Source organism: Paenibacillus sp. VTT E-133291, from assembly GCF_002264395.1.
Lineage (GTDB): Bacteria > Bacillota > Bacilli > Paenibacillales > Paenibacillaceae > Paenibacillus_AQ > Paenibacillus_AQ nitricinens.
This window is the reverse complement of sequence record NZ_NFVA01000012.1, coordinates 51,219-65,983: the sequence shown is the minus strand read 5'-3', so window position 1 is coordinate 65,983 and position 14,765 is coordinate 51,219. Positions and strand designations below refer to the sequence as shown.

The 14,765-nt window shown below is 45.4% G+C and carries 16 protein-coding genes; 10 read left to right on the top strand and 6 right to left on the bottom strand.

Annotation, left to right across the window (positions count from 1 at the left end; all coding sequences use genetic code 11):
- Positions 1–12 precede the first annotated feature (12 nt).
- The 9 genes from hemH (at position 13) to CA598_RS07895 (ending at position 9,427) form a co-directional block, all read left to right on the top strand.
- Positions 13–969, top strand: coding sequence for a ferrochelatase (hemH, locus tag CA598_RS07935; protein WP_094876153.1), 957 nt, complete (start codon positions 13–15; stop codon positions 967–969).
- Complete coding sequence (gene hemG / locus CA598_RS07930; RefSeq protein WP_094876152.1) at positions 966–2,387, top strand: protoporphyrinogen oxidase; 1,422 nt, start codon at positions 966–968, stop codon at positions 2,385–2,387. Before hemH ends, hemG begins: the two co-directional genes overlap by 4 nt.
- Before the next feature lie 280 nt (positions 2,388–2,667).
- Complete coding sequence (locus tag CA598_RS07925) at positions 2,668–4,056, top strand: CapA family protein (protein ID WP_094876151.1); 1,389 nt, start codon at positions 2,668–2,670, stop codon at positions 4,054–4,056.
- A 21-nt stretch (positions 4,057–4,077) separates the two neighbouring features.
- On the top strand, positions 4,078–4,809 hold the full coding sequence (locus CA598_RS07920; protein ID WP_094872257.1) for a glycerophosphodiester phosphodiesterase: 732 nt from the start codon (positions 4,078–4,080) through the stop codon (positions 4,807–4,809).
- A 36-nt stretch (positions 4,810–4,845) separates the two neighbouring features.
- Positions 4,846–5,469: a fumarylacetoacetate hydrolase family protein gene (locus CA598_RS07915; protein WP_094872259.1), complete on the top strand. Its 624-nt coding sequence runs from the start codon at positions 4,846–4,848 to the stop codon at positions 5,467–5,469.
- A 23-nt stretch (positions 5,470–5,492) separates the two neighbouring features.
- Entirely contained in the window at positions 5,493–6,296 is an 804-nt protein-coding gene (locus CA598_RS07910) for a DUF92 domain-containing protein (protein WP_094872260.1), read from the top strand.
- Positions 6,297–6,307: 11 nt separating this feature from the next.
- On the top strand, positions 6,308–6,910 hold the full coding sequence (locus CA598_RS07905) for a TetR/AcrR family transcriptional regulator (protein WP_094872262.1): 603 nt from the start codon (positions 6,308–6,310) through the stop codon (positions 6,908–6,910).
- A 54-nt stretch (positions 6,911–6,964) separates the two neighbouring features.
- Positions 6,965–8,902, top strand: a complete 1,938-nt coding sequence (locus CA598_RS07900; protein ID WP_094872263.1) for an ABC-F family ATP-binding cassette domain-containing protein — start codon at positions 6,965–6,967, stop codon at positions 8,900–8,902.
- Positions 8,903–8,956: 54 nt separating this feature from the next.
- The gene (locus CA598_RS07895) at positions 8,957–9,427 is read left to right on the top strand and encodes a tetratricopeptide repeat protein (RefSeq protein WP_094876177.1); all 471 of its coding nucleotides are present in this window, start codon (positions 8,957–8,959) and stop codon (positions 9,425–9,427) included.
- A gap of 106 nt (positions 9,428–9,533) precedes the next feature.
- Here the strand turns inward: CA598_RS07895 and CA598_RS07890 are convergent, their stop codons facing one another.
- The 6 genes from CA598_RS07890 to CA598_RS07870 form a co-directional block, all read right to left on the bottom strand.
- On the bottom strand, positions 9,534–10,364 hold the full coding sequence (locus CA598_RS07890) for a hypothetical protein (RefSeq protein ID WP_094876150.1): 831 nt from the start codon (positions 10,362–10,364) through the stop codon (positions 9,534–9,536).
- The gene (locus CA598_RS07885; protein WP_094876176.1) at positions 10,348–11,388 is read right to left on the bottom strand and encodes a M42 family metallopeptidase; all 1,041 of its coding nucleotides are present in this window, start codon (positions 11,386–11,388) and stop codon (positions 10,348–10,350) included. Before CA598_RS07885 ends, CA598_RS07890 begins: the two co-directional genes overlap by 17 nt.
- Positions 11,389–11,390: 2 nt before the next feature.
- Positions 11,391–11,702, bottom strand: coding sequence for a LapA family protein (locus CA598_RS07880; RefSeq protein ID WP_042186819.1), 312 nt, complete (start codon positions 11,700–11,702; stop codon positions 11,391–11,393).
- Positions 11,703–11,789: 87 nt separating this feature from the next.
- On the bottom strand, positions 11,790–13,580 hold the full coding sequence (gene pepF / locus CA598_RS07875; RefSeq protein ID WP_094876149.1) for an oligoendopeptidase F: 1,791 nt from the start codon (positions 13,578–13,580) through the stop codon (positions 11,790–11,792).
- A 220-nt stretch (positions 13,581–13,800) separates the two neighbouring features.
- Positions 13,801–13,971 (bottom strand): hypothetical protein, encoded by a 171-nt coding sequence (locus CA598_RS32200; protein ID WP_167348490.1) that lies wholly within the window; start codon positions 13,969–13,971, stop codon positions 13,801–13,803.
- Positions 13,972–13,977: 6 nt separating this feature from the next.
- Positions 13,978–14,211 (bottom strand): hypothetical protein, encoded by a 234-nt coding sequence (locus tag CA598_RS07870; protein ID WP_036689271.1) that lies wholly within the window; start codon positions 14,209–14,211, stop codon positions 13,978–13,980.
- 175 nt (positions 14,212–14,386) lie between these two features.
- Here CA598_RS07870 and CA598_RS07865 point away from each other — a divergent pair, with 175 nt between their 5' ends.
- On the top strand, positions 14,387–14,584 hold the full coding sequence (locus tag CA598_RS07865; protein WP_042126303.1) for a cold shock domain-containing protein: 198 nt from the start codon (positions 14,387–14,389) through the stop codon (positions 14,582–14,584).
- Positions 14,585–14,765 lie beyond the last annotated feature (181 nt).

The following is a 14,765-nucleotide window of genomic DNA, read 5'->3' as shown; positions in this document are numbered from 1 at the left end:
GGGATGGAATCCGTGACAGCAAAAATAGGTGTTCTCGTCATGTCGTATGGCACTCCTAAAAGCTTAGAAGACGTTGAAGCATATTACACTCATATTCGGCGAGGTAATCCGCCGACTGCGGAGCAGCTTAAAGAATTAACAGATCGCTATGAAGCGATTGTCGGGGGTGTATTCCCGCTGCGGGAGAATACAGACCGTCAAGTAGCTGCATTACAGGCAGCACTAAACGCGGATAAAGCTGGGGCGGATGTAGAATTTGTCTGCTATCAGGGTTTGAAGCATGCCTATCCGTTTATTGAGGACGGCGTCGAGGCTATGGCAAAGGATGGGATTACCCAAGCGGTTGGTGTTGTGCTTGCCCCTCACTATTCAAGCATGAGCGTGGGCGGCTACATCAAACGTGCTCAGGAAAAGGCTGATGCATGTAAAATCAACATGGGTTTTGTGGAGAGCTACCATATGCACCCAGTATTGATCGATGTTCTAAGCCGGAGAGTAACTGCGAAAATAGATCAATATATCGAAGCAGGTGCTACTCGCGATGAGATAAGGGTATTATTTAGCGCGCATAGCCTTCCAGAGCGTATTCTAGCTATGGGGGATCCTTATAAAGATCAACTATTGGAGACTTCAAAGGCTATTGCAGATCAAGCGGGGATAACCAATTGGCAGTTTACGTGGCAAAGCGCAGGACGGACCGCTGAACCATGGCTTGGACCAGACATTCTGGATACTCTTCAACAGCTTAGCAAGGAACAGGTAGAGTATGTTCTAGTGGCACCGATCGGGTTCGTATCCGATCATTTAGAAGTGCTGTATGACCTTGATATCGAGGCAACAGCCGTAGCTTCAGAGCTGGATATGCGTCTTATGCGGATTGAATCATTAAACAGCGATCCTGCGTACATGTCCGTATTGAGCGATGTTGTTCGTACAAGACTGAATCAAATGCCGGCCGGTCAATCATGACTGGTCCCTCTAGGCGAATTGTTATCATAGGCGGTGGGCTGAGTGGACTCAGCGCCGCCTTTTACATTCGTAAGTTTTACAAAAAAGCCGGCATGAAACCTGATATTGTGCTGCTAGAGAAAGAAAAGACTCTTGGTGGGAAGATCGAAACATTGCACCGGGATGGATTTGTGATTGAGAAAGGTCCGGATTCTTTTTTAGCTAGCAAAACAGAGATGATTGAATTGGCTAAGGAATTAGAGCTAGATCACGAGCTGGTGAACACAAATCCAAAGGCAGAGAAGACCTATATACTACAGCGTGACAAGCTTCATCCTATGCCTACCGGTCTGGTGCTTGGAATTCCTACTGAACTAAAGCCATTTCTATCAAGTGCTCTGGTTTCATTCGGTGGAAAAGTACGCGCGCTGATGGACCTGATCCTTCCTCCTAAGCGGAGTAATGTCGATGAATCCCTCGGACAGCTGATTGAGCGACGTTTAGGTACTGAAGTGATGGAGAATTTGACCGAACCGCTATTAGCCGGTATGTATGCTGGGGATTTACACAAAGTCAGCCTACAGGCTACCTTTCCGCAGTTTGGAGAAGTAGAGCGGCAGTATGGTGGTCTTATTCGTGGATTCATCAAAGAACGGAATTCCTCCAAGACAAAAACGAGCACAAAGAACAGCACTTTTCTGACCTTTCGAAAAGGACTACAAAGTCTCGTGCATGGCTTGATTCATGAACTGCACGATGTAGAACAGCGAACTGAAGCTGCGGTGGTCTCTATACATGCTACAGAAACTAAAGCTTCTCGCTATGAGCTAGAACTGGAAAGTGGCGAACGGCTGCTTGCGGATGAAATATATATCACCACACCAAATTCTTTTGCTGCCGACCTTTTGCGTCCACATGTGGATGTTTCAGCACTCGATGCAGTAAATTATGTATCGGTTGCGAACTTAGTCTTGGCCTTCAACAAGAAGGATATCGAAATTGATGATGCAGGAGCAGGTTTTCTTGTGCCACGTAAGGAAGGACGCAATATTACTGCTTGTACATGGACGTCTACGAATTGGCCGCATACGAGCCCGGAAGATAAAGTGCTTATGCGCTGTCATGTAGGCCGCTCCGGAGATGAGCAGAATGTTCAACTTCCAGATGAGGCGCTTACGGAACTAGTGAGTAAGGATTTACGAGAGATCTTGGGCATTACAGCGAAACCTATATTCACGGAAATTACTCGTTCGGAACATTCGATGCCACAGTATCCTGTTGGACATCTTGACAATCTTTCTAAATTCCATAGGGAGCTTGAGACCACACTTCCTGGGATATATGTCTTTGGAGCAGGATATGATGGAGTGGCAATGCCTGATTGTGTTAAGCAGGCTAAGCTTACAGCACAAAGCGCTGCAAAGCGTATATCGAATTAATTGTTCATTTACGGGAGAGTTAGAATTATATAATGAACGGTGAAGCGAAGATTTTTTTGCTTCACCGTTTTTGTTTAAAACTAAGAACATACTATTTTAAAATATAAGAAAGTATAAGTTTTACGCTATACTTTATGTCTTATATTTCTCGCTTAAACACTCACCGTCCTTAAAAGGACGCCGAGAGCGTTTATACTTGGCGGACTCTCTTATTTGGAGGGACAGGTGCTAGATATGCTATAATAGAACCAATTTGAGAGTAGAGGAGATCATAGAAACAATGTATCCGCCGCGATCGCGTTCTAGACAGAAGAGCAAACATAAGAGCAAGCGTAAGCGCAGAACGGCCTGGATGTGGGTCAATGCAGGTCTACTTCTGATGATTATTGTGGCGCTCAGCTATAGTTTTATGGATGACAGATTCAAGGGAAGTTCTGAACCGCCTCCAGTGGCACAAATGACGGCTTCGCCTACGCCGGATAGTACTGCTCAGGAGACAGCACCTGTAGTGACTGCAACGCCTGAAGCCACGGAGTCTCCCATTCCTTCTCCAACGGTAACTTCGGAAGCTACACCTACACCCGAGCCAAAGAGAGAAGAAAATGTTGAAACACAGGCACCTGTACCAACTGAGACCCCTTCGCCAGATGAAGGTAGCTCCCAAGTCGCAGATAGTGGTTCTGTGTCTGGACTTCCATCAGATGACCAGGCTTCTGGCACTACAGTGACCTTGAATTTTGGTGGAGATGTTATTTTTTCGGGGAAAGCCGGGGAATTGCTCGAAAAGAAAGGTTACGACTATTCGTATGCCGCGCTCGATGGAATGTTCAAGAAGGATGACCTAACGGTCGTGAATCTGGAGACTCCTGTGACCACGGGTGGGGTTGGTGCCGCTAATAAGCAATACGTATTCAAAGGCTCGCCTAAAGCACTAGATGCTCTTAAAGCAGCCGGAGTGGATGCAGTAAATATGGCGAACAATCATACGCTGGATCAAGGGGAAGAAGGTCTGCGAGACACGCTTAGTCATCTGTCAGAAAGAGGCATTCCTTATGTTGGTGCTGGACTCAACAGTAAGGAAGCATTCTCAGCACAATATTTTGAGCGTAAAGGGATTAAGATCGCCCTGCTGGGGTTCACACGGGTGATTCCTGCATCGGACTGGATGGCGGGTAAAAATAAACCGGGGCTTGCTTCAGTATATGATAGTAGAGAAGGAATTAAAGCGATTGCTGCAGCTAAACAAAAAGCTGATTTGGTTGTCGTAGTTGTCCATTGGGGCAAAGAACGGGTGGAGCAGTTTGATAATATTCAGCAGACCCTTGGACGTAGTTTTGTCGATGCGGGAGCCGATCTTGTCATTGGTGGTCACCCGCATGTATTGCAAGGTGTGGAGCCATACAAAGGCAAGTGGATCGCCTACAGCACCGGTAATTTTATTTTTACGAGATCAACAGTACCCGCCACTTGGGAAACAGCTGTTTTTCAGGCGGAATGCAGTAAAAAAGGTCAATGTTCATTACAGCTGAAGCCTATGACTGCTGAGCTAGCTCAGCCCGTGCCCATGAATCAGGTGAACGGACAGCTTTTGCTGAAAAAAGTAGAGTCTTTATCTGCTGGTCGAGTTAAGATCGACAGTGACGGTAAAGTCACTCAAGTTACAAAATAGGGTTCCTGGGAGGTCCTTATGATGAACAATTTGTGTGTTGCCCATCGGGGATTTTCCGGTAAAGCTCCGGAGAATACATTAGCAGCAATCCGGATGGCCATTGCCATGCCTTTTGTCCACTGGATGGAATTGGATGTCCAGCTCTCCAAGGACGGTGTTCCTGTTGTCATTCATGACTTCACACTGGACCGTACAACCAATGGTCATGGTAAGGTGAAGAATATGGATTGGGAACATATCCGGCGTCTCGATGCGGGTAGCTGGAAAGGGCGTTCTTTTCGGGGAGAGCGGGTGCCTTCCTTGGAAGAGGTGCTTACCTTAGCCTCTGGTAGACTGCGTCTCAATATTGAACTGAAAACAGTGGGTAATATGTATCCTGGCATCGAGCAGAAGGTGACGGATCTTATTTCCTCTAAAGGCATGCGGGACGACGTGATTTTGACCTCTTTTGACAAAGATGTGTTGAAAAAAATCAAGGAAATAGACCCTCACTTTCGTACAGGCTTAATTTTTGATTCAAGATTTGGTAATCCTGCTCGAAGGCTGCGTGAACTGGAATGTTCTCTTTTGTCGATTAGCTTCTCGCGTCTAAATCCTAGATTGGCTAAGGTTTTGACGGAGCAAGGGGTGAAGATTATGGCCTGGACTGTGAACAAAGAGAAAGAGATGCGTCGCTTAGCAGATATGCATTCTGATATAATGATTTGTACAAACCGTCCGGATATCTGGGGCGACACATTTCTAAAAGTATAAATAATCCAATTCGATGGGAAAGAGAGCTGATTGTCTGTGTGCGCTGCTGTTAATAATTTGTATTGTGTTGGACGGAACTACAAGCTACATGCGGAGGAATTAGGAAATAACGTCCCCGTAGAGCCACTCATTTTTTTGAAGCCCTCACATGCGGCGGTTTCCCTCGATAAAGCAGTCATTCAGCTTCCAAAGGATTCAGGACAGGTTCATTATGAAGGAGAGCTTGTGCTTCGGATCGCGCGTGATTATGTACCGGGTATGAGCGTGGAGGATCTGGTGGATGTTATGGCACTGGGACTAGATTTCACACTGCGTGATGTGCATAATGATCTGCAGAAGAAAGGTCTGCCTTGGACACCGGCTAAAGGCTTTAAGAACGCTGCTCCACTCACACCTTACATTGCGTTTCCTGACAAGGAAGAGCTAGAAGGAACGGATTTCACGGTTTTAAAAAATGGTGTTGAAGTTCAGCGAGGAAATGTTAAAAACATGATTTTTTCGCTCCAAAAAGTTGTCGATTTTATCGCTGCGCGTTACGGGCTGGGTAAAGACGATGTGATTTTCACAGGAACACCAGAAGGTGTAGGCCCTACCGTATCAGGAGATTCTTTTGAATTGTACTGGGGTGACAAGCTGATGGGGACTTGCCTGATCGGCTAAAAACATCTGTTGGAGTTGAATCTATGTTATGGATTATTGGCGCCCTTGGCGCTTTGTTAGTTGCGGGAGCGGCTTATAGGAAACAATCCTTAAGTCTCTCCGGCATGCTTGCCGCGGTAGCTATGGGGACCATCTATTTTGGTGCTGGAAATGCCTTTTGGTTTGGAATATTGTTAATTTTTTTCATCTCTTCAAGCCTGTTGTCTAAGCTTCATCATGATAATAAGGCAGAGCTTGAGCAGACTTATGCCAAGACGGGTCGCCGAGATGCTGGGCAGGTCTTTGCTAATGGCGGGCTTGGGATGGTTTTCGTTCTACTGAATGCGATGGTTCCGATGGAACATTGGGAATTTTTATTTATCGGGGTGATGGCAACGGTAACCTCTGATACATGGGCTACGGAGATTGGTACACTCAGCAAGAAGTCACCTCGGTCTGTCCTCACAGGTAAAATACTTCCGGCCGGTGCCTCGGGTGGCGTATCCAGCCTGGGCACGCTGGCCGCTGCCGCAGGAGGTGCACTTATCGGTGCATCTTCATGGCTGCTGCGGATGATATCCGGCATGTCAGATCAATCCTTCTTGTTGCTTACATTGGCTGGACTCACTGGAGGTCTTGCGGGTGCGTTCACGGATTCTATTCTTGGGGCAACCGTTCAGCAGATGAATCGCTGCACCGTATGCGGACGCGAAGTGGAAAGTACACATCACTGCGGTAAAAAAGTTGAAAACGCACGTGGCTGGAAGTGGATGACCAATGATGCAGTTAATGCTATTAGCTCTATCGTCGGAGGGGCTATTGCTTTACTGTGTGGAATGATGTTTTAAAGGAGGAACCGATGAGCAGCACGTCCAATCATAAACATACTGCCATTCTGGATGCCGCATACGAGCTCTTCGGTTCAGGTGGATTTTACGAAACGAAGATGTCGGAAATTGCGGTTCAGGCCGGAATTGCTAAGGGCACCGTTTACTTATATTTTAAGAGTAAAGAAGAATTGTTCATGGCGGTAACGCGCCGGGATTGTGAGGGATTCCTTCAGCAATTACAGGAAAAGCTGAAGGATAGTGATACTTTGGCAGGTAAACTGTCGATCATCGCCAAACATCATCTTTACTATTATTATGAGCGAAAGCGACACACGAAGCTCTTTTTCCGCGCACCTAACAATAACCCAGAGCTTGTGGCGTATATGACGCTTTTTATGGAAGAATATATGCAGGCAGTGGTGAAGGTGTTGCTGGAGGGCGGAGCGTCTGAGCCTGAGCTTATGGCGCAGTCCTACATAGGGATGTTGGATCGGCTGAAGATGGATATTTTGTTCGATCCATCTTTTAAGGAAGAAGATGCGTATAAACGTGCTGGTTTCGCTGCGGGTCTTTTTATTAAAGGGGCAATGGATTACTTGAATTTAGGTCAGGACGATAGATCGGTGGAATAGCAGCACTATGCTGCGACCGGTTTTATGAAAATATAAGGCAAGCGAGGAAATAGCATGAATATTATGACCGTGGAACATCTTTCCAAAAGTTATGGTGAGAAAGTACTTTTTAGTGATGCTTCATTTGGTATGGACGATCGGGATAAAATTGGTTTGATCGGTGTGAATGGAACGGGTAAATCAACGTTTTTACGTATTATTGCCGGTTTGGATACTCCGGATGGCGGGCAAATTGCGATCGGAAATAATGTTAGAGTGCAGTACTTGGCACAGAACCCTCCTTATGAGCCGACAAATACGGTACTGCAACAGGTCTTCGCCGGAGAGGATCCAGATCTTGCTACCATGCGTGAGTATATGGAGACTATGTCTCGCCTTGAAAAAGAACCAGGTAACGCAGAACTGGAAGGCAAACTGGTGCGGATTGGACAGGCTATCGATGCGGCAGGTACTTGGCATTTGGAGAGTGAAGCTAAGAGCGTGCTTACTAAGCTGGGTATAGTGAAATTCGATGCACTGATGGATACACTGTCTGGTGGTCAACGGAAACGTGTAGCACTTGCGGCAGCCCTGATTACGCCATCTGAGTTACTTATTCTGGATGAGCCTACGAACCATATTGATACGGACTCCGTGGCTTGGCTAGAGCAATATTTACAGAAACGGCGTGGCGCCCTCTTAATGGTAACGCATGATCGTTACTTCCTGGAGCGTGTCGCAAGTGTCATGCTAGAGCTGGACGGAGGACAGTTATACCGTTATGAGGCCAACTATTCCCGTTTTCTAGAGCTAAAAGCCGACCGTGAAGAGCGTGAGGCCTCTGCGGAGCAAAAGCGTAAGAACCTGCTACGTACGGAGCTTGCTTGGATTCGTCGTGGAGCTAAAGCTCGATCAACGAAACAGAAGGCAAGAATCGACCGTTTTGAGAAGCTGAAAGAAAGTACAGGTAGCAGTTCGAACGGTTCGCTGGATATTTCGGTGGCATCCACACGTTTGGGTCGTAAAATCATTGAAATCAATGAACTGTCGAAATCGCTGGATGGCCGTCAGTTGATTAAAGATCTGACCTATATTGCCGTACCCCAAGACCGCGTAGGTATTGTAGGTCCGAATGGCAGTGGTAAATCAACCCTTCTGAATCTGATTGCAGGTAAGCTGCAGCCGGATAAGGGAGAGGTTCAGCTTGGCGCGACTGTTAAGTTGGGTTATTTTACGCAAGAACATCAGGATATGGATGACAGCATGCGAGCTATTGAATATGTGAAGGAAGAAGCGGAAGTCATACGAACGGCTGATGGTAGCGTCATTACGGCAGGCCAAATGCTTGAACGCTTCTTGTTCCCTCCTGCGATGCAATGGACGCCGATTTCCAAACTGTCAGGTGGCGAAAAAAGGCGCCTGTATCTGCTTCGTGTATTGATGGGAGCTCCAAACGTGTTGCTGTTGGATGAGCCTACGAACGACTTGGATATCGGAACGTTGGCTGTTTTAGAAGACTATCTGGATGAATTCCCGGGCGTCGTCTTCACAGTATCCCATGACCGTTATTTCCTGGATCGTACAATAGATAAGCTGATCGCTTTTGAAAATGGTGATATCCGGATTCATGTTGGCGATTATACGGAATATGAAGAATGGCTGGCCAAAAATGTCTCTTCACGCCATGCAGAATCGAACAAAGATGACGGAAATGCAAAGCGTAAAGAGACTACAGATGCTAGTAATAATACAGCGCCATCATCAGCGCCTAAGACCAAACTCAAATTCAGCTTTAAGGAACAGCGTGAATATGAGGGAATTGACGAGCAGATCGAGCTTGCAGAGCAGCGCTTGACGGATATTAGTGCCAAGATGGAAGCAGCGTTTGCTGACTCTGGGAGACTGCAGGAGTTAATGGAAGAGCAGCGGCTTGCCGAAGCCGAGCTGGAGCGTCTAATGGAGCGCTGGACCTATCTGAATGAGCTTGCAGAGAAAATCGCTGGTAAAGCATAAAACGGATTGTCTTGGTGTGACGATAAGGGAGGGCTCAGTTTGAAGAATCAACTTATGTTAGCTGTAGCCCTGCGAAACGAAGGTAAAGCTGAAGAAGCCAGAGTGATGCTGTTAGAGCTATATGAGCAGAATAGTGATGATGCAGAACTTCTATATCAATTGGCATGGACGCATGATGTGCTCGGCCTGGAACGCGGGGCAGTACCCTATTATGTGAAAAGCCTAACACTAGGCTTATCTTCGGAGCAGAGAGTCGGCGCTTTATTGGGACTGGGCAGCACCTACCGAACACTCGGAGAATATGAAAACTCCAAATTAATATTGGAGCAGGCCGTTCATGAATACCCAGAGAATAAGGAGTTTCCGGTGTTCCTTGCGATGACCTTGCACAATCTTGGAGATCATAGTCTGGCTATGGGGATTTTGCTTAAATTGCTGGCTGAAACCTCAGCGGATGAAGGAATAAGAAGCTATAGTAAGGCCATTTCATATTACTCAGATAAGCTGGAGCAAGTCTGGGATTGATCCCGGACACAGTTACTGCCAGTCAACAAAAAAACAGAGTAGGGTGCTCCAATTATTGGAGAATTCCTACTCTGTTTTTAATTGCAAGAGACTATTCCAGCATCCTTTATTTCGTTCCGTCCACCGCAATCATTTGCACCACAGCACGAGAGTCGCCAGGTAAGATGATTTCATCAGCATTCATCTGTGAGGAGCCATCTCCATCAAGAAAGATACCTTCGAGACCTTCAGCAGGCACGCTCTGTAGGATGGCTGTGCGGAACTCTGCCGCCGTCGAGAGTGTTGGCGTAACAATCAGCCACAGCTTGCCATTATCATCATACAGCATGCCTGAGCGCATTCGTTGCTCATCAGCATAAGGAAGATGTTCTTTCGCGATCACAGCTTCCCAGACATCTTCATGCTTAAGATTCATACTAATGCCGCCTTGCGCAAAATAATGCTGGCGATCCGTAACGTTCAATTCTTCTCCCGATGAGACGACATGTACCGAAAAGCTACGACTGGCACCATCCCAGACCAGGGTTCCGCGTGCATATTTAGCGTTAAACCAGCCGGAGCCGTATGCCTTTTTAACCCCGTTAGTGGGGACATCATTTATTATAGCAATAGAGAGGAGTGCGTCTTCATAGAAGAAGCCTCCATTAATCCCATAAGCCATAACTTGCTGAAGAGGTGCACCAGCGGCTCTGAGTTGAACATCATCTGGCGAAAGTGACATCATATAGAGTTGAACATTTTCTGGACTTACAGCCTCTGAATAGGTGTAGGCGTGGGGAAGATCAGCAAAGGGATCTTCCGTGTGATTTCTGGATAACAGGATCATTGAGAGCACTGACGCTGCTACCAAGAGCAGCAGAAGTGAAACGATCAGCCATTGTCTACGTCTCCAGAGCTGCGTTAGCTTGCCAGTGCTTGACTCAGTTAGTGCCCACATAAGCAGCGAGAAGCTTAGCAGTGTTTACTACAGCTTGCTTATGTGTACGTTCCATGGAGTGGGAGGCGTGTACGCCTGGGCCGATCAGTGCGGCACGAATATTATTGCCGCCTCGAAGGGCAGCGGAAGCATCAGAGCCGTACATGGGATAGATATCAACGGCATAAGGAATAGCAAGTGCTTCTGCCAGCTCAATCAAACGGCCAGTCATAACATAATCATAAGGGCCGGAAGAATCCTTTGCACAGATGGACACATCGGTTTCTTTACAGCTAAGATCATCGCCCATAGCACCCATATCGACTGCGATCATTTCATTAATCTCGCCAGGAATCCAAGATGTGCCATGTCCCACTTCCTCATAGTTGGAGATGAGGAAAGAAAGGTTGTGGAGCGGTTTCCAGCCTTCGCGCTTCATGCTTTCCAGCAGGCCAAGAAGGGCAGCCACGCTAGCTTTGTCATCCAGATGCCGGGATTTAATATACCCGCTAGGTGTAATCACCGCACGTGCATCGAAGGAAATGAAATCACCAACAGAGATGCCTAGCTTAAGTACATCTTCTTTGTTAGATACTAGCTCATCAATCCGTACTTCCATGTTCTCTTCTGAACGTTTGAAATCACGAGCATCAGGATATACGTGAACGGATGGATGGCTGGTTAAGATGGTTCCAGTATAGGTTCTGCCGCTGCGGGTATGGATCACACAATATTCATTCTCGATGCTGTGCATTGTGAAGCCACCAACAGAGGTTAGTCGCAGTGTACCATCAGATTTAATAGAGCGAACCATGCCTCCAAGTGTATCCACGTGAGCGCTGATGCCGATTGTACGGGAAGGATCTAGGCCTGGGACGGTTAGAATTACGCCGCCTTTTTCATTCCAGCTTAGCGGTACATTTAATGCTGCCGCTTCTTCGGCAACAAGGTTCATTACTTGTGCTGTGAAGCCGCTGGGGCTCGGTGTATCAAGTAATTTTTTTAGGATTGAGAGTATGTAATCTTCGTTTGGTTGAATAGTAATCATTAGTTAAGTCCTCCTGTTAGGCCATCATTGTCTGTGTTAAAAGAATCTAAAGAAGTGTCGGCATCACGAAGTTTGGTTAGCTCAGCATTTAAGCTTTTAATTTGTTTTTGTAGCTTGTACTGGCGAAAAATACCGTAAGAACCCACGATGATTCCACCAATTAACGCGCAGCCCAGAATAACTAGGATCAGCGGTATATTAACTACATCAAAACCGAAATTGACTTGAACGGGATCCACGTTGATGACTGCAAATATGGCTGTTAGCAGCGCGAAGATTAGACCTGCAATTAAAGACCATTGAATTCTCATTGAATTCTTCCTCCTCAGGGGATATAACAGAATAAAATCCCTTGCCCAAATAGGGCAAGGGATTAATGCAATACTAAGCTCTCTGCCTTATTTGGTCAACTGTTCCATTTGAGCGATAACATCTTCGAAGACACTCATTGCTTCGCGAATCGGCTCAGGAGAAGACATATCAACACCAGCTTTAGACAGAATATTAATGGAGTAGTCACTGCCGCCACTCTTCAGGAAGCCGAGGTAACGATCCACCGCAGGTTTGCCTTCTTCAAGAATTTGTTTGGCAAAGCTAGTCGCTGCTGAGAAGCCGGTTGCGTATTTATAAACATAGAAGCTGTTATAGAAATGCGGAATCCGCGCCCATTCCATCTCGATATCTTGATCTACAACCATTTCTTTACCATAGTATTTAACATTCAGGTCGTAGTAGATGCTCGAAAGATCTTGTGGAGTAAGCGATTCACCTTCTTCAACACGCTGATGAATGATTTTCTCGAACTCAGCAAACATCGTCTGCCGGAAAATCGTTGTCCGGAACTGATCAGCATAGTAGGTGAGCAAATACATTTTTTCTTTAGGATCTGTAGACTTTTTGAGTAAATAATCCATTAGCAACGCCTCGTTAGTAGTAGAAGCAACCTCTGCTAGGAAAATCGTATATTGCGCATCCCGATAATTCAGAGCGCTATCCGAAAAATACGAGTGTAATGCATGGCCCATCTCATGTGCCAGTGTAAACATACTGTTTAAATTATCATTATGGTTCAGCAGTACGAAAGGATGCGTACCATATGGCCCCCAGCTGTAAGCCCCGGACCGTTTATTCTCGTTCTCATACACATCGATCCAACCGTTGTCGTAGCCTTTTTGCAGCACATTCAGATAATCTTCACCAAGCGGTTTGAGACCCTCTTTAGTGATTTTTTTGGCTTCTTCATAGGTGATATCTAATTTATATTCATCAACAAGCGGTGCAAACAGATCATACATATGTAACTCATCGACACCCAGCAGCTTCTGACGCAGTTTCATATAACGGTGCATCAATGGAAGGCTTTCGTGAATCGTATCAATCAAGTTGGTGTAAACCTCTTTAGGAATGTTATCTCCATAGAGTGACATTTCCATTACAGAAGGATATTTGCGAATCCGTGAGTAAAAGACATTTTTATTCACATTGGCGCTAAGCGTTGCTGCGATCGTGTTCTTCTGCTTCCGGTAGGTATCATAGACTGCCTTAAAAGCATTTCGGCGAACCTCACGGTCGCTACTTTCGAGAAACTTGATATAGTTGCCATGAGTCAGTTCAACTTCTTTGCCATCCTCATCTTTGATCTTAGGGAATTTCAGATCCGCATTGTTCAGCATACTGAAAATATTCTGAGGTGCTTGAGCTAAATTTCCGACCTGAGCGAGCAGTGCTTCTTCAGCCTTAGAAAGCACATGGGCTTTTTCACGTTTCATTTCAGTTAAGGTGAATTTATAAGCGGATAGGTTCGGATCAGCGATGAATTGGTTGAGCTTCTCAATTGGCAACGCCAGAATTTCTGGGGTTACAAAAGATAAGGCTTCACCTGCTTCAATACCAAGCTTTTTAGCTTTAGAGGACAAAGCTTGATATTCAGGATTAGCTGTGTCTTCATCTTGACGCATATGTGCATACACGAAGAGTCGTTCAGTTAAGATGGACAACTTGTCATCCAGCTCAAAACATTTTTTTAGAGCATCTGCGGAATCTAGTGTACCCTGAAAATCCGCAGCTTTTTTGATTAGGGATTTTGCTTCAGCAAATTCTGCATCCCAATCCTTCTGAGAAGCAAACACATCTTCAAGCTTCCAACGATTCTCAGCAGGTACTTCGCTTCTTTTCAATAATTGTTCCATAGAAACCCTCCTAGAATGATGAGATGTAGTAGGCATAATCTCCCTCGGCAATACTGTAGATGATAAATCACCCGGTAGCAAGCTGAGCACAAGTAGAAGAGGGATGGACTTGGGTGAAATAGGCATAACGTCCTCCTCTTGAAAGTAGAGTCGGCTTATTATGCCCTGTTAAGTCCTGATTATTAATATTTAGTCTTCTTTAAATATATGAAAGGATAAGTTATGCCAATAAACTATAAATAACAAAGATGAAGGCGAACAGAATCATAATGACTGCAGTTAAGGCCATGCCCCGCTTAAACTGCGGCGGGACACGATCCTTGGTCATAATTAGAACTGCGCCTAGACATAAGACTAGGACAACATAAATCGCGATATTTTCTGTGTTCATATTCTGTTATACCTGTTTGAAAGCTGCGATGATATTTTTGTACTCTTCTTCATTATCTTTATAAGATTCTTTGTTGAATCGGTTGTTCACCCACTGCATCATAGCTGGACGACTAAGGAAAGTATGTGTTTCTTCTCCCCATTGATCGGAGATTTCGCGAAGTACAATATAACGTCCTTGAACTTCTACCGTCATCATATTCCATTTGTCTGTTTTGTATATTTCATGTTTTTTGATCATTATCAATACCACCCTGGCGATTTTTGGCTTTTGGCTCAATGATAACGCACTGGTGAAGGGAAAAGCAAATTAAATCACATATTTATAGGTTGAGATAGATTGATTTGAGCAGAAGATTGCAGTATAATATAGTTATACGCCATATATGGCGGTTATTTTTTAGGAGGTTGTTCAATTGAAAGGTACAGTAAAATGGTTTAACGCAGAAAAAGGTTATGGCTTTCTTCAAGTAGAAGGCGGCGAAGATGTATTCGTACACTTCTCAGCAATTCAAGGTGAAGGATTCAAAACTTTAGACGAAGGTCAAGAAGTTGAATTCGATATCACTGATGGTAACCGTGGACCGCAAGCTGAAAACGTAGTAAAATTATAAGAAACGGCAAAGGCAGCTAAGCTGTCTGCTATAAATATATAATTTACTTGGCAAGCCCTTGCAAGAGTGGTTACCAACTATAAAACACAGTTCTTTCGGGAACTGTGTTTTTTTACGTCTAATAGACATCAATTTAGATGAAAGGTCTTCGCACTCCCAAGTGAAGGGATAGCAAAGACCT